Here is a 17,045-nt window from a genome sequence, read left to right as displayed (position 1 = left end):
CCACAAGGGACGCGCGGGCCCGAATCCGGCGAACCTGTGGGCGAGAATGAGGGGATGCCTGCCTTCCCCGTTCGCGCACCGCGTTACCTCGCCCCCTCGCAGGTGGCGGAGCTGCTGAGCATCGGGGTCGACGAGGTCGTCGCTCTGGTGCAGGAGGGAAGACTGCGGGGAGCGCAGCTCGGGTCGCCGCCTCGTTGGCGAGTGGAGGAGTCCAGCCTCGACGGCTACCTGGCCGAAGAATCGGAGAACTCTCGGCGGATGGCGCTGTGGCGCCAGTCCCAGACTGCGAGCTTCCCCGAGGTCTGGGGCACCTCTTCGGCTCACGGCACCTGATCGACCGGCGTACGCACGGCCACGAGTGACGCGAACGGGATGATGCGAAACCCGTGCACCGCTCGGGCGAGGCGCGCTTCGCCCGGATCATGCACAGCGAGATCGAGGTGATCGGACGCCGCTCGATCGATGGTGCCGTGGACGTCGTCGCCCACATGGGTGCTGATGTGCACGGGCACACGACGGCGTGCGAGGTCACGCAGGACGAATCCGAGGGTCATCCGCTCTCGGAGCGGGGGATCTGCGGCGGGTGGTTCGTCGAGGCTCGCCAGGATCATGCCGTGATCCGTCGTGATGCCGGTGACGGCCGCGAGGGGGAGGAAGAAGCCGGCGGGTGCGCTGCGTCCCTCGCCGGTGCCGCGTGTGGAGACGGCGACCCAGTCTGCTCCGAGCGTCTGCAACGAGACCGGAATCCGTCGCCCGTTCACGAGACCGATCGTGACGTCCGCCTCTGCGCTGCACAGCGTCCGCAGCCGCGCGCGCAGGTCCAACCGTGCGATCCGCAGCCGTTCGGACTCGGCGTCCAGCACCGCGCGCTCCGCTTCCCACTCCGCGGTCAGCTGGCCTTCGAGGTCTTCGAACAGTCGGTCCCAGTGCATCCGACAGAGCGTAGGCGACCCCGCTCGGGCGCGTACGAGTTATCCACATTCTTCGCCCCACCCCACTCCGGCGCTGGCGGCACGGTGCTGTACTGCTCACTCGCAGACCTCCCCGACCGAGAGTTCGACATGACGCCGCACGAGTACTTCGCACCCCAGCCGACATCGACCAGCGAGCTTCCGGACCCTGTGCCGCTTCTGCGCAGCCTCACGCACGGCGTCCTCGAGGTGCTGGCCGGTGTCAGGGAGGTCGATCAGCTCGCCAGGTGGTTCAGCGAGGACGCATTCCGAAGTCTGGTCACGCGCGCCAACCTCTCCTCGAGGGCACGTAGCGCGCGCGGCGTCGCTCCCGCCCGACCCACGTTCGAGATCAGGGCGCTGAGGGTCACGGAACCGCTCGACGGCGTGATCGAAGCCGTCGTCGTGGTGGCCGGTCCTGGGCGCACCCGTGCCGTCGCCGTGCGCTTGGAAGGGATCGATCGTCGCTGGCGGGCGACGTCGCTGGCCATTCTCTGAGGCATCTGACCGTAGGCTGGTCAGGTGTCAACCCTCAGTGATCTCGCCCATGCCCAGGGGCGCCTGAACGACAGCGATGTCGAATGGCTCCACCGTCTCGCCGGAGACGGACAGCTCCTCGCGGACCTCGCCTCCGCCGACATCGTGATCTGGATCCAGACCGACGACGGTTCGTTCATCGCGGTCGCGCACGCGCGACCCAGCGGCGCGGCGACGCTCTTCTATCGCGACATCGTCGGAGAGCGGGTGCGGCCCCAGTGGCGCACCCAGGTCCAGGGAGCCTTCGAATCGGCCGAGATCGTCGACTCCTCCTCGCCCGACTGGTTCGAGGAGACACCGACGCGCGTGCGGGCCGTGCCGATCCTGAGCGTCGGTCGCGGTGCCGACGCCCACTCGACCGTGATCGGAGTGGTGACCCGGCACACGAACCTCGGCGAGGTGCGCACGCCGTCTCGCCAGCAGATCACCTTCGACGAGTGCGCGAACGATCTGTTCCGCATGATCGCCGACGGGAGCTTCCCCGACCTCACGGCTCCGACGTCACCGCGCCGGGGAGCGCCCCGTGCCTCCGATGGTCTCATTCGCATCGATGTCGACGGGATCACCACCTTCGCCAGCCCGAACGCGCTGTCGGCCTTCAACCGGATGGGATTCGACGACGAGCTCGAGGGGGAGTCTCTCGCCGAGGTGACCACTCGTCTCGTCCCGCCGTCCCGGCAGGTCGACGAGTCGCTGCCCGTGGTGGTCACCGGGCGCGCTCCCTGGCGCACCGACATCGAAGCCCGCGGTGTGACGGTGTCGCTGCGCGCCATCCCGCTGAAGGATCACGGCACGCGCATCGGGGCGATCGTGCTGTGCCGCGACGTCTCAGAACTGCGCCACCAGGAGCAGGAGCTCATCACCAAGGACGCGACGATCCGCGAGATCCACCACCGGGTGAAGAACAACCTGCAGACGGTCGCCTCGCTTCTGCGCATCCAGGCGCGACGCACGCATTCCGACGAGGCGCGCGACGCCCTCACACAGGCCATGCGCCGCGTGGATGCGATCGCCGTGGTGCACGACACGCTCGCCCAGGGGTTGACGCAGAAGGTCGACTTCGACGAGGTCTTCCACCGCGTGCTCAAGCTCGTGGCCGAGGTCGCCTCGGCCCCGAACACGCGCGCGCGGACGCAGTCCACCGGACGGTTCGGAGTTCTTCCGAGCGAGTACGCGACACCTCTCGCTCTCGCCCTGACCGAGGTCGTGACGAATGCGGTCGAGCACGGTCTCGCAGGTCAAGAGGGCTTTGTCACGATCGACGCCACGCGCACCGAGGACAACCTGCGCGTGACGGTTCGGGACACCGGTCTCGGTCTGCCGGAAGGGCGCATCGGCCAGGGCCTCGGCACTCAGATCATCCGCACGCTCATCCAGGGTGAGCTCGGCGGCACGATCGAGTGGCACGGGAGCGATGGCGAAGGCACCGAAGTGGTCATCGACATCCCCCTGCGCTGGCTCGAGAGGTGAGAGCTGCCGCATCCGAACAGACGAAAGCGGCCTGAGAGTCGATCTCAGGCCGCTTTCGGACGTTCAGGAGGCGCGGCGTGCGCGAGCGGCGCGACGCTTGAGAGCGCGGCGCTCGTCTTCGGAGAGCCCGCCCCAGACGCCCGAGTCCTGGCTGGTCTCCAGGGCGTACTGCAGGCAGATCTCGGTGACGGTGCAGGTGGCGCACACCGTCTTCGCCTTCTCGATCTGATCGACGGCAGGGCCAGTGTTCCCCACGGGGAAGAAAAGCTCGGGGTCGACAGTCAGGCAGGCGGCCTTATCGCGCCAGTCCATGGGGGCTCCTCGGTGTGGATTTCAAGAGATGTCGCGATGCGACCTCTCGGATTCGGGTAGAAGTTCGGGTTCCGCTACCCTGTTGAGATGCGGACGGAATGCCCGCGAATTGTGATGCGAGCGTGAACGCTCGCCCCACGCCGCTGTGGGAGCACATGACTTTCTCTATTCTGTTACATGAAAACCATGAAATCAAGGGTTTTCTCTTCTTTCGATCCTTGGGAGACACCGTGCGCGCACCCGGAATCGCCTTGGCGGCAGCGGCGATCCTCGCCCTCGAAGCAGTGGCGCTCCTGGTCTTCGCCGTGGTCGAACTCGCCGGTCTCGGGGCGGGCGATGCGGCATCGCTGCCGACGGCCCTGGCGCTCATCGTGCTCACGCTGATCGGCTCCGCAGCCCTGGTGGCCTTCGCGGTGGGCACGCGGGTCGGGAAGTCGTGGGCTCGATCAGGAGGAGTGGTCTTTCAGGTACTCGCCGTAGCCCTCGCGCTCGCCTCTCTCACGCTGCAGCCGATCTCGTGGCCGTTCACCCTCGGGGTCGGGCTTCCCGGACTGCTCGGGTTCGCGCTGTTGATCTCGAGCGCACGCCGGGAAGGTCCGCAGCGCGCGACGGAGTGACCTCCGAGAGCTGCGGACGTCGGGGAGGTCTGCTGACCTCGGGGACAGCTGCGGGTCAGGCGTCGATGCCGAGCTGCTTGCGCAGCCGTGCCACGTGACCCGTGGCCTTCACGTTGTACTGCGCGAGAGCGATCTTGCCGTCCTCGTCGAGCACGAACGTCGAGCGGATGACCCCTTCGACGAGCTTGCCGTAGTTCATCTTCTCGCCCCACGCGCCATAGGCGGAGTGGACGGCGTGGTCGGGGTCGCTCAGAAGCGGGAAGGTCAGCCCATCGCGCTCGCGGAACTTCGCCAGCGTGGCGGGCTCGTCGCGTGAGACCCCGATGACGCGGTAGCCGGCGCCCTGGAGGGACGAGATGCTGTCGCGGAAGTCGCACGCCTGGGTGGTGCAGCCGGGAGTCATCGCCGCCGGGTAGAAGTACAGCACGGTCTTCTTGCCGCGCAGATCCTCGAGACGGACGATGTTCCCGTCCTGGTCGAGGAGGGAGAAGTCGGGGGCTGCGGTTCCTGGTTCGAGGCGCTGGGTCACGTCTCCAGCCTAACGGCCGGGGGCCTGATCCGCCTTGTCCGCGAACGTCTGCAGCAGACGCTGCAGGGAATCGAGTCGGGCACGCCCGGTCTCGCCCAGCTCTCCGCGCTCGGCGGCCTCGATCAGAGCGCAGTCGGGTGCATCGGCGAGGTGAGTGCAGCCCCGGGGACAGTCTTGGGCGATCGCGGCGAGTTCGGTGAACGCGGCCAGGATGTTCGCCGGATCGACGTGTCCGAGTCCGAAGGAGCGCACGCCGGGGGTATCGATCACCCAGCCGGTGCCGCCCGCACCTTCGTAGCGCAGCGACACGGTCGATGACGACGTGTGCCGACCGCGTCCGGTGACCTGGTTCACGTGCCCGGTCGCGCGCAGGGCCGACGGTACGAGGGCGTTGACGAGCGTCGACTTGCCCACCCCGGAGTGTCCGACGAAGACCGTGGAGTGTCCGACCAGCGCTTCGCCGATCTCCTCGAGGGGCATCTCGCTCTGCGCACTGGTGAACACACGCAGGTCGAGGCCGTCGAAGTGCGTCAGGAACTCGGTGGGATCCGCGATGTCGGTCTTGGTGACGACGAGCAGCGGGCGGATGCCGGCATCCAGTGCCGCGACGAGGTAGCGGTCAACGAGACGCGCGCGGGGCTCCGGGTCGGCGGCTGCGACGACGACGAGCATCTGATCGGCGTTCGCCACGATCACCCGTTCGACCTGATCGGTGTCGTCGGCGCTGCGGCGCAGCAGAGAGGTGCGATCGACGATGCCGACGATACGCGCGAGCGTGCCCTCGTCTCCCGAGGTGTCGCCCACCACCCGTGCCTGATCGCCGGTGACGATGGGCATGCGTCGCAGCTCGCGCGCGCGCGTCGTGGTGATCATGCGCTCCTCGGCGGTGCCCTCACCGAGGAGGACCGAGTATCGTCCGCGGTCGACGCCGAGCACTCGTCCCACCTGCGCGTCGTCATGCGCGGGGCGCCGTTTGGTGCGGGGGCGATTCGCCTTCGGGTTGGGACGGGAGCGGATGCTGCTCTCGTCGAAGTCCTCGAAGTCGTCTTCGAGGTCGTCGGCGTCGTCCAGCCAGCTCACCGTCAGCCCCGCAGCATCCTCTCCCAGAGCATCGTGAACTCCGGGAGGGTCTTCGCGGTGGTGCCGATGTCGTCGATCTCGACGCCGGGGACCCGCAGGCCGATGAGCGCTCCGGTGGTGGCCATCCGGTGATCGTGGTGTGCGGCCCAGCTTCCGCCGTGCAGGGGCTTCGGGATGATGCGCAGTCCGTCGGAGAGCTCCTCGGCCTCGCCGCCGAGTGCGCGGAGGTTGCCGATCAGCGCCGCGATCCGGTCGGTCTCATGCATGCGGATGTGTCCGATGCCGCGGATCGTGGTCGGAGAGTCCGCGAAGGCGGCGAGTCCGACCAGCGTCGGGGTGAGCTCGCTCGCCGCGGACAGGTCGAGGTCGAGGCCCCGGATGCCGGAACCGGCGCGCACGGTGAGCGTGCCGCCGTGACGGCCGACGTGCGCACCCGTGGCCTGCAGGATCTCGGGCAGCAGGGCGCCGGGCTGAGTGGAATGTGCGGGCCAGCCGGTGATCGACACCGATCCGCCCGTGACCAGCGCGGCGGCGAGGAACGGCGCGGCGTTGGAGAGATCGGGTTCGATCGCGATCTCCTTGGCGCGCGGAACGCCCGCCTCGACCAGCCATTCGCCGACGGCGGGGCGTTCGATGCGGATGCCGCGGCGGCTCAGAGCCTCGATCGTCATGTCGATGTGCGGAAGGCTCGGCAGGTGCTCGCCGGTGTGGACGAGGTGCAGGCCGACGTCGAAGCGGGGGGCGGCGAGCAGAAGACCGGAGACGAACTGGCTCGACGCGGAGGCGTCGATCTCGATGCGCCCGCCGCGGATGCGCCCGTGGCCGCGGATCGTGAAGGGGAGAGCCCACGTGCCTTCGTCGTCGATGTCGACGCCGAGGTCGCGCAGCGCGCTGATCAGTGCGCCCATCGGACGATGCAGCGCCGTCTCGTGTGCGGTGAGGCGAACGTCGTGCGCCGCGAGGCCCGCCAGCGGGGCGATGAAGCGCATGACGGTGCCGGCCTGACCGCAGTCGATCGTGGTGCCGCCACTGAGCTTCGCGGGGGTGACGACGAGGTCGGGCCCGAACTCGTTCCCGGCGTCGACCTCCTCGATGCCGACACCGAGGGCGCGCAGCGCGTCGACCATGCGTGCGGAGTCGTCGGAGTGCAGGGGGGCGATCAACCGGCCCGGTCCATCGGCGATCGCGGCGATCATCAGCTCGCGGTTCGTCAGCGATTTGGAACCGGGGATCGTGAGTTCGGCGTGCACGGGCACGTCGGTCGTGGGCGCGGGATAGGCGCCGTGCACACGGGAGGGGGAATACCTGTTGGCGCTCATCGGTTCTCACCTTAGTAAACACAGGGAGCTTCGTCGCGAAAGACAGGCCTCCCGACCCGAAGGAGAGAGTATGACGGCGACGTTGGAGCGCGAGGTGATCGACCTCAGCGGCCTAGACTGGCCGGTGATGGATGACACCGCAACCGCAGACACCGTCGGCGACCCTCGGCGCGAGTTCGAGGAGCAGGCGATCCCCTTCATGGATCAGCTCTACGCCGCCGCGATGCGCATGACGCGCAACCCGGCGGATGCCGCCGATCTCGTGCAGGAGACCTTCGTGAAGGCCTACGGGTCCTGGGCGACGTTCTCGCAGGGCACGAACCTCAAGGCGTGGCTCTATCGGATCCTCACCAACACGTACATCAACATCTACCGCAAGCGCCAGCGTGAGCCTTTCCAGGGCACGATCGACGAGCTCGAGGACTGGCAGCTGGGCGGAGCGGAGTCCACCACGGCGTCGCACAGCCGTTCGGCCGAGGCCGAGGCCATCGATCGGATGCCCGCCTCGGTGGTCAAGGACGCACTGCAGGCCGTGCCGGAGGACTTCCGCCTCGCGGTCTATCTCGCTGATGTCGAAGGCTTCGCCTATCAGGAGATCGCCGACATCATGAAGACCCCCATCGGCACCGTGATGAGCCGTCTGCACCGTGGCAGGCGGATGCTGCGGGAGCTGTTGGCAGATTACGCCGCTGAGCGGGGCATCGCCGCGGCTGAGACGAGGAGCAAGAAATGAGCGACTGCGGCTGCGACAAAGCCCGTCAGGATCTGGAGGAGTACCTCCGCAACGAGGTGTGCAAGACAGAGCACACCGAGATCCGCGAGCACCTCGAGAACTGCCCGTCATGTCGGGATGAGGCTCTCGTCGCCACGACCCTCACCGAGGTGATCGCCCGCGCCTGCAAGGAGACCGCTCCCGAGCAGCTGCGCGACCAGGTCTTCGAGCGCCTGCGCGCCGTCCAGGCCTCGCAGCACTGACCGCACGCCGGGGGCCGTCGGTAGTGTGGACGGATGACCTCCATCGATGCGCGCGACGTACCCGCTGACACCACCTCGACGGAAAGACTGGCCGGAGCCGGCCTCGACTACCGCGTCGTCGATCTGAGCGATGACGCGAGCGCCTTCGGTTTCGAGCGTGCCGTCGACCGCGGATTCCTCGGCCCCGAGCCGAGTAGCGACATGCTCGCCCAGGTGCGAAAGACCTTCGCGGAGCGGCGGAACGTCGGGGTGTACGAGAAGAACGCCCCGGCCGGTGCGCTGCCCGTGGCGACCATCGACGGCTGGATCACACCCCTCACCGTCCCCGGCGGCGCCGAGATCGGTATGTGGGCGATCAGCGTGGTCACGGTCGCGGCGACCCACCGCCGCCGCGGCATCGCCAGGGCGCTTCTCGAAGGGGAGCTGCGGGCTGCGGCATCCGCCGGAGTGGCCATCGCCGGGCTCACGGTGTCCGAGGCGACGATCTACGGTCGCTACGGCTTCGGTGCAGCGATTCCGGTGGCGCGCCACACGGTCGACACCCGACGTGCGGGCTGGAGCGGACCGACTCCGACCGGCACCCTCGAGTACATCGATCGCGAGACGCTCGCCGCCGACCTCGGTGCGGTGCACGAGCGCGCCCGCGGCAGAGCATCGGGACAGATTCCCGGCTGGGAAGGTCGATGGGAGGGGTACGCAGGAGTCGCGCCCACCCCGGATCGCGACCAGGCCCGCGGCGTGCGCTACCGCGACGAGGACGGTGCGCTGCGCGGGGTGATGGCCTACACCGTCGGTGAGGCGGCCGGCACCTTCCGCTTCCGGATGGATGTGCGACTGCTCGTCGCGGAGACGGCTGACGCGCGCGCGGCGCTCTGGCGCTTCGCCCTGCAGCACGATCTCGTCGACGAGGTGGTCGCCGACCTCCGCCCGATCGATGACCCCCTGCCGTGGTTGGTGCACGACACCCGCGGGGTCAAGCAGGAGGTGCACGATCACGGGTGGCTGCGCATCCTCGACCTCCCGACGGCGCTGACGGCACGTCGCTACTCGGCCCCGATCGACACGGTCCTCCGCGTGAAGGACTCGCTGGGCTTCACGAACGGCGACTGGCGCCTGCGCGTGGACAACGACGGCATCGCGACGGTCGACGCCGCAGACGAGGGCGCAGAGGCCGACATCACACTCGACGTCTCGACGCTCTCGGCGCTCTATGCCGGTGGGGTCCGCGCCGCGACACTGCACGGTGCCGGACGCATCACGGCCGACCCTGCGGCCGTCGAGGCGTTCGACCGGGCGCTCGTCTCTTTCCCCGCGCCGTCTCTCGACATCTGGTACTGATCCGCACCGCACAGACGAGAGAGGGCGCTGCGACTCCAGTCGCAGCGCCCTCTCTCGTCTGACGATCAGCCGAGGGTGACGGCCGCGTGGATCAGTGCTGCCTGCTCGGCGGCGTGGACCTTCGACGAACCCGTCGCCGGCGATGCCGAAGCCGGGCGCGAGACCGGTCGGAACGATCGGTCGCCGGGAACGTCGGCGAAGGCGAGTGCGAGGAACGGCCAGGCGCCCTGGTTCTCCGGCTCTTCCTGCACCCAGACCAGCTCGGCGTTCGGGTAGGAGTCGGTGATCGCCTTGAGCTCCTCGATCGGCGTCGGGTACAGCTGCTCGAGCCGGACGAGGGCGACCTCGGGATTCGGGTTCTTCTCGAGCTCGGCCCGCAGATCCCAGTGCACCTTGCCCGAGTGCACGAGCACGCGCTTGACGGCCGTGCGGTCGAGACCGCGGTCGTCATCGATGACCGGCTCGAACCGACCCTGGGTGAACGCTTCGACCGGGCTCGTCGCGCCGCGCAGACGCAGCATCGCCTTCGGGGTGAAGACGATCAGCGGCTTGCGCGGACGGGCGTACGCCTGGCGGCGCAGCAGGTGGAAGTACGACGCGGGCGTCGACGGGCGCGACACGATCATGTTGTCCTGCGCGCACAGCTGCAGGAAGCGCTCGATGCGTGCCGACGAGTGGTCCGGTCCCTGGCCCTCGTAGCCGTGGGGGAGGAGAAGGGTGACGCTGGACTGCTGTCCCCACTTCTGCTCGGCCGCGGAGATGTACTCGTCGATGACCGACTGGGCGCCGTTGACGAAGTCGCCGAACTGGGCTTCCCAGAGCACGAGGGCCTCAGGAGCCTCGACCGAGTAGCCGTACTCGAAGCCGAGAGCGGCGTATTCGCTGAGCAGCGAGTCGTAGACGAAGAAGCGCCCCTGTGCGTCGGAAAGGTTCGACAGCGGGAGCCACTCCTGGCCGTTCGCGCGGTCGTGCAGTGTCGCGTGGCGCTGCACGAACGTCCCGCGACGGGCATCCTGACCGGCGAGACGCACCGGGGTGCCTTCCACGAGGAGAGAGCCGAACGCGAGCAGCTCGCCGAAGCCCCAGTCGATGCCGCCGTTGCGGCTCATGTCGAGACGCTTCTCCAGCAGCTGCTGGATCTTGGGGTGCACCGTGAAGCCCTCGGGCTTGTTCACGAAGGCGTCGCCGATCATCTGGATGACCTCGTTCGGCACGCCGGTGATCTCCGGAGCGCCGACCTGGTCGTCGACCGGCGGCAGCTCCGGGGCGATCGGCAGAGCGCCGGTCTCGGCGGCGTGCGTCTCCGCGAAGGCGATCTCCAAACGGTTCTGGAAGTCGGCCTTGGCCTCGTCGTACTCCTGCTCGGTGATGTCGCCACGACCGACGAGCGACTCGGTGTACAGGCGGCGGACGGAGCGCTTCGCCTGGATGAGATCGGTCATCAGCGGCTGCGTCATCGAGGGGTCGTCTCCCTCGTTGTGGCCGCGTCGGCGGTAGCAGACCAGGTCGATCACGACGTCGCGGTGGAAGCGCTCGCGGTACTCGAAAGCGAGCTGCGCGACGTGGATGACCGCTTCGGGGTCGTCGCCGTTCACGTGGAAGACCGGAGCCTGGATCGTCTTGGCGACGTCGGTCGAGTAGATCGAGGTGCGACCGTCGTTCGGCGTCGTGGTGAAACCGACCTGGTTGTTCACGACCACGTGGATCGTGCCGCCGGTGCGGTAGCCGCGCAGCTGCGACATCTGCAGCGTCTCGACCACGACGCCCTGGCCTGCGAAGGCCGCGTCGCCGTGCACGAGGATCGGCAGCCAGGCGAACGTGCCGATCGGCTTGCGGTCCTGCTTGGCGCGGACGATGCCCTCCAGCACGCCGTCGACGGTCTCGAGGTGCGAGGGGTTGGCGGCGAGGTAGACGGGAAGCTCGGACTTGTCGTCGGCGACGAAGGTGCCCTCGGTGCCGAGGTGGTACTTCACGTCGCCGGACCCGCGCTGGTTGCCCGGCGTCTGCGTGCCCTCGAACTCGCGGAACACCTGGCCGTAGGTCTTGCCGGCGATGTTGGTGAGCACGTTCAGGCGGCCGCGGTGGGCCATGCCGATCGCGGCGCCCTCGAGTCCGGCGGTGGCCGCGCCCTGCAGGATCTCGTCGAGCAGCGGGATCAGCGACTCGCCGCCCTCGAGCGAAAAGCGCTTCTGGCCGACGAACTTGGTCTGCAGGAAGGTCTCGAAAGCCTCGGCCTCGTTGAGCTTGCGCAGGACCCGCAGCTGCTCGTCGTGGCCGGGCTTCTGGTACTTGACCTCGACCTTCTCCTGAAACCAGCGGCGCTGCTCCGGGTCCTGGATGTGCATGTACTCGATGCCGAGCGTGCGGCAGTAGGAGTCGCGGAGCACGCCGAGGATGTCGCGGAGCTTCGCGATGCGCCGTCCGCCGAAGCCGCCGGTGACGAATTCGCGGTCGAGGTCCCAGAAGGTCAGACCGTGGCTCTCGATCTCGAGGTCGGGGTGCGAGCGCTGCACGTACTCGAGCGGGTCGATGTCGGCCATCAGATGACCGCGCACGCGGAAGGAGTTGATCAGCTCCTGCACCCGCGACTGCTTGTCGACGCGCTCGGCGAGGTCGACGGCGATGTCGGGGTTCCATCGGATGGGGGCGTAAGGGATGCGCAGAGCGGCGAAGATGTCGTCGTAGAAGCCGCGCTGACCGATGAGCAGCTCGTGCACCTTCTTCAGGAACTCGCCGGAGCCCGCTCCCTGGATGACGCGGTGGTCGTAGGTGCTGGTGAGCGTGATGGTCTTGCCGATCGCCAGCTCGTTGAGCGTCTTCTCGCTCGCGCCCTGGAACTCGGCCGGGTACTCGAGGGCGCCGGCGCCGATGATGCAGCCCTGGCCCTTCATCAGACGCGGGACCGAATGCACGGTGCCGATGCCGCCCGGGTTGGTGAGCGACACCGTGGTGCCCTGGAAGTCGGCCGCGGTCAGCTTGTTGCCGCGTGCGCGCGTGACCAGGTCCTCGTAGGCCGAGAGGTACTCGGTGAACGTCAACGTGTCGGCGCGCTTGATGCTGGGCACCATGAGGGCGCGCGTGCCGTCGGGCTTGGGCAGGTCGATCGCGATGCCGAGGTTGACATGCGCCGGTGCGACCACGGACGGCTTGCCGTCGACCTCCGCGTAGAACACGTTCTGGCTGCGGAACTCGTCCAGCGTGCGGATGAGCGCCCAGCCGATGAGGTGGGTGAAGCTGATCTTGCCGCCGCGGGTGCGCGCCATGTGGTTGTTGATGACGATGCGGTTGTCGATCATCAGCTTCGCCGGCACCGTGCGGACACTGGTGGCGGTCGGGACGGTGAGCGACTCGTCCATGTTCGCCGCGAGTGTCTTGGGCAGACCGCGCAGGGGCGTGACCTTGTCTTCTTCGACGGGAGCCGGGGCCTCCGTCGACTCGGACTTCGCTGCGGGCTTCGGAGCCTGCGCCGGGATCGGTGCTGCGGCGGCGGGCTTGGCCGTCGTGCGGGCGACGGGCTGCGAGCCGATCACGGGGATCGGCGCCGTGACGGGATGAGCCGTCGGGGCCGGTGCGTCGGACGCTGCTGCGGGAGCCGCGGTCGCCGTCTCGGAGTGGTACTTCTCCAGGATGGGCCACCACTCCTTGTCGACGGAGTCGCGGTTCACCTTGAACTGCTCGTAGAGCTCTTCAACGAGCCAGGAATTGGCTCCGAACCCCCCGTCGCCGTTGACGCCGGTCACCTGGTTCGACACGCTCGATCGCCCTCTTTCATCGCTGAAGCTCTCTGGTGCGGACGTCGACGCAGGATGCGTTCGGGCCCGCACACTCTCGACCAACAAGCCTAACGTGTTTCGCTCGGGGAATCGTCGAAGCCGTGCGCCCACCGCGTCGCGATCTGAGTACCGTGGAGGCATGAAGTTCTCTGGAGAGCAGCCGACCGTCGATCTGACCTACTCCGACGTCTTCCTGGTGCCGCGCAGATCCGCCGTCACCAGCCGTCTGCAGGTCGATCTCGCCCCGCAGGACGGCACGCCGGCGACGTTGCCGCTCGTCGCCGCGAACATGAACTCCGTGACCGGCCCCCGCATCGCGGCGGTGCTCGCGCGGCGTGGCGCACTCGGCGTCCTGCCGCAGGACATGCCGCTGCAGGATCTGGACGCCGCGATCCGCGAGGTCAAGTCGCAGCCGGTTCTCTGGGACACGCCTCTCGTGCTGCCGCCGGAGGCATCGGCTGCCGATGCTCTTCGTCTGCTCCCGGCGGCCAGCGGCCACGGGATCGTGGTCGCCCGTGGCGCGGCGCCGATCGGCGTCGAGCGCATCCTCGGCATCCTCCCCGCGACCAGACTGGCCACGGCGCTTCCCGATGCGCAGCTCGGCGACCTGGTGCACCACGGCACGCCGTCGATCGATGCCGACGACATCGGTTCGGAGAGGCACGCGTTCGATGTGATCACCGACGCGGGCGTCGAGATGGTGACGGTCGTGCACCACGGGCATCTCGTCGGCACGCTGAGCGCCCGCAGCGCGCTGCGCTCGACGCTCTACCGTCCGGCGGTCGATGCCGACGGGCGTCTCGCTGTCGCTGCCGCCGTCGGCATCAACGGCGATGTCGCGGCCAAGGCCAAGGCACTCGCCGCCGCCGGTGTCGACGTGCTGGTGGTCGACACCGCACACGGCCACCAGGAGGGCATGCTGCGGGCTCTGCGCGCCGTCGCCGAACTCGATCTCGGCCTGCCCGTGGTGGCAGGCAACATCGTCACCGCCGACGGCGTGGCCGACCTGGTGGATGCCGGAGCGTCGATCCTCAAGGTCGGCGTCGGTCCTGGCGCGATGTGCACCACCCGCATGATGACGGCGGTCGGACGCCCGCAGTTCTCCGCCGTGCTCGAGACCGCCCAGGCGGCAGGTGAGCTCGGCGCGCATGTCTGGGCCGACGGCGGGGTGCGCTACCCGCGTGATGTGGCGCTCGCCCTCGCCGCCGGTGCGGCCTCCGTCATGGTCGGATCGTGGTTCGCCGGCACGATCGAGGCGCCGGGGGAGCTGCAGCGCGATGCCGACGGGCGTCTGTTCAAGGAATCCTGGGGCATGGCCTCGACCAAGGCGGTCCAGGCACGTTTCGGACGTCTCGACGCCTACGAGCGTGCCCGCAAGGAACTCTTCGCCGAAGGCATCTCCTCGTCGAAGATCTACCTCGACCCGCTGCGTCCGGGCATCGAGGATCTTCTGGACATGATCACCTCCGGCGTGCGCTCGTCCTTCACCTACGCGGGGGCGGCGACCGTGCCCGAGTTCCACGAACGCGCCGTGGTGGGGCTGCAGTCGGCGGCCGGCTACGAGGAGGGCAAGGCGTTGCCGGTCAGCTGGTGATCGTCGAGCGCACACCCCGCTGTCTTCGGTACAATCGTCGGCATAATGGACGACCCTCCCAGTTGTAGAACATCGCCCCACTGTCTGCCTCTCTCACCGGAGAGGAACCTCTGATGGACTACATCATGTTGGGCGTGGGGCTCCTGCTCACGGTCGGCACCGGCCTCTTCGTCGCGAGCGAGTTCGCACTGGTGAACCTCGATCGCGCCGAGCTCGAGGCCAGGCAGGCGCGCGGCGAATCCCGGCTCTCGCTCACGATCAGCGCTCTCAAGCACACGTCGACGCATCTGTCGGCCGCGCAGCTCGGCATCACGCTGACGACGCTGCTCACCGGCTACACGATGGAGCCGGCGCTGTCGAACCTCCTGCGCCCGACCTTCATCGCCTGGAACATCCCTGAGGCCGCCGTCGCGCCGATCGCGACCATCGTGGCCATGCTGGTGGCGACGGTGCTCTCGATGATCCTCGGCGAGCTCGTCCCCAAGAACTTCGCCCTCGCACTGCCCCTGGCCACCGCGAAGCTCGTGATCCCGTTCCAGATCGCGTTCACCACGGTGTTCAAGCCCGCCGTGGTGGTTCTCAACGGCAGCGCGAACGGCGTGCTGCGCGGGATGGGCATCGAGCCGAAGGAAGAGCTCTCCGGCGCCCGCAGCGCGGAGGAGCTGTCCTCGCTCGTGCGACGGTCCGCCAACGCGGGCCTGCTGGAGGCCGACACCGCATCGTTGCTCGATCGCACCCTCATGTTCTCGCGGCTCACGGCCGACGACGTGATGACCGCTCGGCCGAGCATGCACGCGATCGCCGCCGGCGATTCCGTGGATGACGTCATCCAGCTCGCGCGACGCACGGGCCACAGCCGCTTCCCGGTCTACGGCGACGACCTCGACGACATCATGGGCGTCGTGCACCTCAAGGCGGCGATCTCGGTGCCGCGCGATCGTCGTACCGAGGTTCCCGTCGGCGCTCTCGCGACGGAGCCGCTCCGCGTGCCGGAGACGGTACACGTCGACGCCCTGATCGCGGAGCTGCGCGCCCGCGGCTACCAGCTCGCGATCGTCGTGGACGAGTACGGCGGCACAGCGGGTCTCGTGACCCTGGAAGACCTCGTCGAGGAGCTCGTGGGCGAGGTCGCCGACGAGCACGATCGCACCAGGGCCGGAGTCATCCGCAACCGGGAGGGCATCACGTTCCCCGGTGAGCTGCGACCCGATGAGCTGCGTCGTCGTGCCGGTGTGGAAGTGCCGGAGGGCGACGTGTACGACACGGTGGGCGGTTATGTCATGAGCGTGCTCGAGCGCGTCCCGTCGGTCGGTGACGAGGTGCCGCTCGACAGTGGTGTGCTGCAGGTGGTGCGCATGGACGGGCGACGGGTGGATCGGGTGCGCTACGTTCCGCGACCGCTCGACGACGTCGATGAGGAGGTGACCCGATGAGCGATTGGGGAGGACTCGCCTGGCTCGTCGTGCTCCTGGTCGCGAACGCCTTCTTCGTCGGCGGCGAGTTCGCCGTGATCTCGGCCAGGCGGTCGCAGATCGAGCCTCTCGCCGATCAGGGTTCGCGCGCGGCCAAGACCGCCCTGTACGCGATGGAGCACGCCACGCTGATGCTCGCCACGTCGCAGCTGGGCATCACGATCTGTTCGCTGCTCATCCTGAACGTCTCGGAGCCGGCGATCCACCACCTGCTCTCCGTGCCGCTGCACGCGCTCGGCTGGCCCGATGGCGCGGTCGACGCGGTCTCGTTCACGATCGCGCTGCTGATCGTGTCGTTCCTGCACGTGGTGTTCGGCGAGATGGTGCCGAAGAACCTGGCGTTCTCGGTGCCTGATCGGGCCGTGCTGTTCCTGGCCCCGCCGCTGGTGTGGGTGTCGAAGGTGTTCATGCCGGTGATCTGGGTGCTCAACGCGGCCGCGAACGGCGTGCTGCGCCTGTTCCGGGTCGAGCCGAAGAACGAGGCGGCATCCACGTTCACGCTCGACGAGGTGGCGACCATCGTCAGCCAGTCGCGTCGCGAGGGGGTGCTCATGGACACGGCGGGAACCGTCGCCGCTGCGGTGGAGTTCACCGACAAGAAGGCACGCGACGTCGCCGTCCCCCTGAGCGATCTGGTGACGCTGCCGCAGTCGACCACGCCCGAGGACATCGAGAAGGCGGTCGCCCGTTACGGCTTCTCGCGCTATGTGATCGTCGACGACGAGTCCGTGCCGATCGGCTACGTGCACCTGAAGGACATCCTTCGCGCATCCGAGGGCCCGGACGCGGAGGCCAAGATGATCGAGCCGGTTCCGGCCAAGCGCATCCACCACATGGTGCCGGTGCAGGAGGACACGGATCTGGAAGATGCTCTCGCGGTCATGCGTCGTGCCGGTCGGCACCTGGCGAAGGTGCGCGACGCACAGGGGAACACCACCGCTGTGCTGTTCCTGGAGGACATCCTGGAGGAACTGGTCGGAGAGGTGCAGGACGCGACCCGTCGCTTCCGCGGACGCTGATCGTCGCTCGCGACGATGAAGGCCGCCGGCCCCTCAGGGGACCGGCGGCCTTCATCGTGC

16 protein-coding genes are annotated in these 17,045 nt (G+C 68.5%); 10 read left to right on the top strand and 6 right to left on the bottom strand.

The window, feature by feature from the left end; genetic code table 11:
* The first annotated feature begins 54 nt into the window (after window positions 1-54).
* Window positions 55-333 (top strand): helix-turn-helix domain-containing protein, encoded by a 279-nt coding sequence (locus tag D514_RS35145; RefSeq protein WP_017831092.1) that lies wholly within the window; start codon window positions 55-57, stop codon window positions 331-333.
* Here the strand turns inward: D514_RS35145 and D514_RS35140 are convergent.
* Window positions 321-932, bottom strand: a complete 612-nt coding sequence (locus tag D514_RS35140) for a hypothetical protein (RefSeq protein WP_017831091.1) — start codon at window positions 930-932, stop codon at window positions 321-323. The genes D514_RS35145 and D514_RS35140 overlap by 13 nt on opposite strands.
* Before the next feature lie 129 nt (window positions 933-1,061).
* Here D514_RS35140 and D514_RS35135 point away from each other — a divergent pair, with 129 nt between their 5' ends.
* Together D514_RS35135 and D514_RS35130 are read left to right on the top strand one after the other, a co-directional pair.
* Window positions 1,062-1,448: an Rv3235 family protein gene (locus tag D514_RS35135; RefSeq protein WP_017831090.1), complete on the top strand. Its 387-nt coding sequence runs from the start codon at window positions 1,062-1,064 to the stop codon at window positions 1,446-1,448.
* Window positions 1,449-1,472: 24 nt separating this feature from the next.
* Window positions 1,473-2,957 carry a sensor histidine kinase gene (locus D514_RS35130; RefSeq protein WP_017831089.1) on the top strand — a complete coding sequence of 495 codons (1,485 nt, stop codon included), beginning with the start codon at window positions 1,473-1,475 and terminating at the stop codon, window positions 2,955-2,957.
* Between the two features lie 63 nt (window positions 2,958-3,020).
* Here D514_RS35130 and D514_RS35125 read toward each other — a convergent pair whose 3' ends face one another.
* Window positions 3,021-3,269 carry a WhiB family transcriptional regulator gene (locus D514_RS35125; RefSeq protein ID WP_017203224.1) on the bottom strand — a complete coding sequence of 83 codons (249 nt, stop codon included), beginning with the start codon at window positions 3,267-3,269 and terminating at the stop codon, window positions 3,021-3,023.
* Window positions 3,270-3,499: 230 nt separating this feature from the next.
* On the opposite strand from D514_RS35125, the gene D514_RS35120 reads away from it, so the two are divergent.
* Window positions 3,500-3,886, top strand: coding sequence for a hypothetical protein (locus D514_RS35120; RefSeq protein WP_036323793.1), 387 nt, complete (start codon window positions 3,500-3,502; stop codon window positions 3,884-3,886).
* A 55-nt stretch (window positions 3,887-3,941) separates the two neighbouring features.
* On the opposite strand, the gene bcp is transcribed toward D514_RS35120, so the two are convergent.
* From bcp to aroA, 3 genes are read right to left on the bottom strand one after another with little or no spacing between them, the layout of a single operon-like run.
* A complete protein-coding gene (bcp, locus tag D514_RS35115; protein WP_017831087.1) occupies window positions 3,942-4,415 on the bottom strand; it encodes a thioredoxin-dependent thiol peroxidase in 474 nt (157 codons plus the stop codon).
* A gap of 9 nt (window positions 4,416-4,424) precedes the next feature.
* A complete protein-coding gene (gene rsgA, locus D514_RS35110) occupies window positions 4,425-5,495 on the bottom strand; it encodes a ribosome small subunit-dependent GTPase A (protein ID WP_017831086.1) in 1,071 nt (356 codons plus the stop codon).
* Between the two features lie 2 nt (window positions 5,496-5,497).
* Window positions 5,498-6,814: a 3-phosphoshikimate 1-carboxyvinyltransferase gene (gene aroA, locus D514_RS35105; RefSeq protein ID WP_031206300.1), complete on the bottom strand. Its 1,317-nt coding sequence runs from the start codon at window positions 6,812-6,814 to the stop codon at window positions 5,498-5,500.
* Window positions 6,815-6,941: 127 nt separating this feature from the next.
* Between aroA and D514_RS35100 the strand changes: the two genes are divergently transcribed.
* Genes D514_RS35100 through D514_RS35090 form a run of 3 tightly spaced genes read left to right on the top strand, consistent with a single transcriptional unit; the run spans window position 6,942 to window position 9,127 of the window.
* A complete protein-coding gene (locus D514_RS35100) occupies window positions 6,942-7,547 on the top strand; it encodes a sigma-70 family RNA polymerase sigma factor (protein WP_236610992.1) in 606 nt (201 codons plus the stop codon).
* On the top strand, window positions 7,544-7,789 hold the full coding sequence (locus D514_RS35095; RefSeq protein WP_017831083.1) for a zf-HC2 domain-containing protein: 246 nt from the start codon (window positions 7,544-7,546) through the stop codon (window positions 7,787-7,789). The genes D514_RS35100 and D514_RS35095 overlap by 4 nt, the downstream gene beginning before the upstream one ends.
* Window positions 7,790-7,822: 33 nt before the next feature.
* A complete protein-coding gene (locus D514_RS35090) occupies window positions 7,823-9,127 on the top strand; it encodes a GNAT family N-acetyltransferase (protein ID WP_017831082.1) in 1,305 nt (434 codons plus the stop codon).
* Window positions 9,128-9,192: 65 nt separating this feature from the next.
* Here D514_RS35090 and D514_RS35085 read toward each other — a convergent pair whose 3' ends face one another.
* Window positions 9,193-12,879, bottom strand: a complete 3,687-nt coding sequence (locus tag D514_RS35085) for a multifunctional oxoglutarate decarboxylase/oxoglutarate dehydrogenase thiamine pyrophosphate-binding subunit/dihydrolipoyllysine-residue succinyltransferase subunit (protein WP_017831081.1) — start codon at window positions 12,877-12,879, stop codon at window positions 9,193-9,195.
* Window positions 12,880-13,039: 160 nt separating this feature from the next.
* On the opposite strand from D514_RS35085, the gene D514_RS35080 reads away from it, so the two are divergent.
* The 3 genes from D514_RS35080 (at window position 13,040) to D514_RS35070 (ending at window position 16,985) form a co-directional block, all read left to right on the top strand.
* Complete coding sequence (locus D514_RS35080) at window positions 13,040-14,494, top strand: GuaB1 family IMP dehydrogenase-related protein (RefSeq protein WP_017831080.1); 1,455 nt, start codon at window positions 13,040-13,042, stop codon at window positions 14,492-14,494.
* A gap of 113 nt (window positions 14,495-14,607) precedes the next feature.
* Entirely contained in the window at window positions 14,608-15,927 is a 1,320-nt protein-coding gene (locus D514_RS35075; protein ID WP_017831079.1) for a hemolysin family protein, read from the top strand.
* Window positions 15,924-16,985 carry a hemolysin family protein gene (locus tag D514_RS35070; RefSeq protein WP_017831078.1) on the top strand — a complete coding sequence of 354 codons (1,062 nt, stop codon included), beginning with the start codon at window positions 15,924-15,926 and terminating at the stop codon, window positions 16,983-16,985. The genes D514_RS35075 and D514_RS35070 overlap by 4 nt, the downstream gene beginning before the upstream one ends.
* Window positions 16,986-17,045: the final 60 nt, after the last annotated feature.

Origin of the sequence: Microbacterium sp. UCD-TDU, from assembly GCF_000340625.1 — a bacterium.
Taxonomy (GTDB): domain Bacteria; phylum Actinomycetota; class Actinomycetes; order Actinomycetales; family Microbacteriaceae; genus Microbacterium; species Microbacterium maritypicum.
Note: the sequence above shows the minus strand (reverse complement) of the source record. Positions and strands in the feature narration are given on the sequence as shown.

Bases quoted from the DNA above. Each gene is read 5' to 3' on its own strand.
- D514_RS35145 (WP_017831092.1), top strand. From the start codon at position 55: ATGCCTGCCTTCCCCGTTCGCGCACCGCGTTACCTCGCCCCCTCGCAG.
- D514_RS35140 (WP_017831091.1), bottom strand. From the start codon at position 932: ATGCACTGGGACCGACTGTTCGAAGACCTCGAAGGCCAGCTGACCGCG.
- D514_RS35135 (WP_017831090.1), top strand. From the start codon at position 1,062: ATGACGCCGCACGAGTACTTCGCACCCCAGCCGACATCGACCAGCGAG.
- D514_RS35125 (WP_017203224.1), bottom strand. From the start codon at position 3,269: ATGGACTGGCGCGATAAGGCCGCCTGCCTGACTGTCGACCCCGAGCTT.
- aroA (WP_031206300.1), bottom strand. From the start codon at position 6,814: ATGAGCGCCAACAGGTATTCCCCCTCCCGTGTGCACGGCGCCTATCCC.
- D514_RS35100 (WP_236610992.1), top strand. From the start codon at position 6,942: ATGGATGACACCGCAACCGCAGACACCGTCGGCGACCCTCGGCGCGAG.
- D514_RS35095 (WP_017831083.1), top strand. From the start codon at position 7,544: ATGAGCGACTGCGGCTGCGACAAAGCCCGTCAGGATCTGGAGGAGTAC.
- D514_RS35090 (WP_017831082.1), top strand. From the start codon at position 7,823: ATGACCTCCATCGATGCGCGCGACGTACCCGCTGACACCACCTCGACG.
- D514_RS35080 (WP_017831080.1), top strand. From the start codon at position 13,040: ATGAAGTTCTCTGGAGAGCAGCCGACCGTCGATCTGACCTACTCCGAC.
- D514_RS35075 (WP_017831079.1), top strand. From the start codon at position 14,608: ATGGACTACATCATGTTGGGCGTGGGGCTCCTGCTCACGGTCGGCACC.
- D514_RS35070 (WP_017831078.1), top strand. From the start codon at position 15,924: ATGAGCGATTGGGGAGGACTCGCCTGGCTCGTCGTGCTCCTGGTCGCG.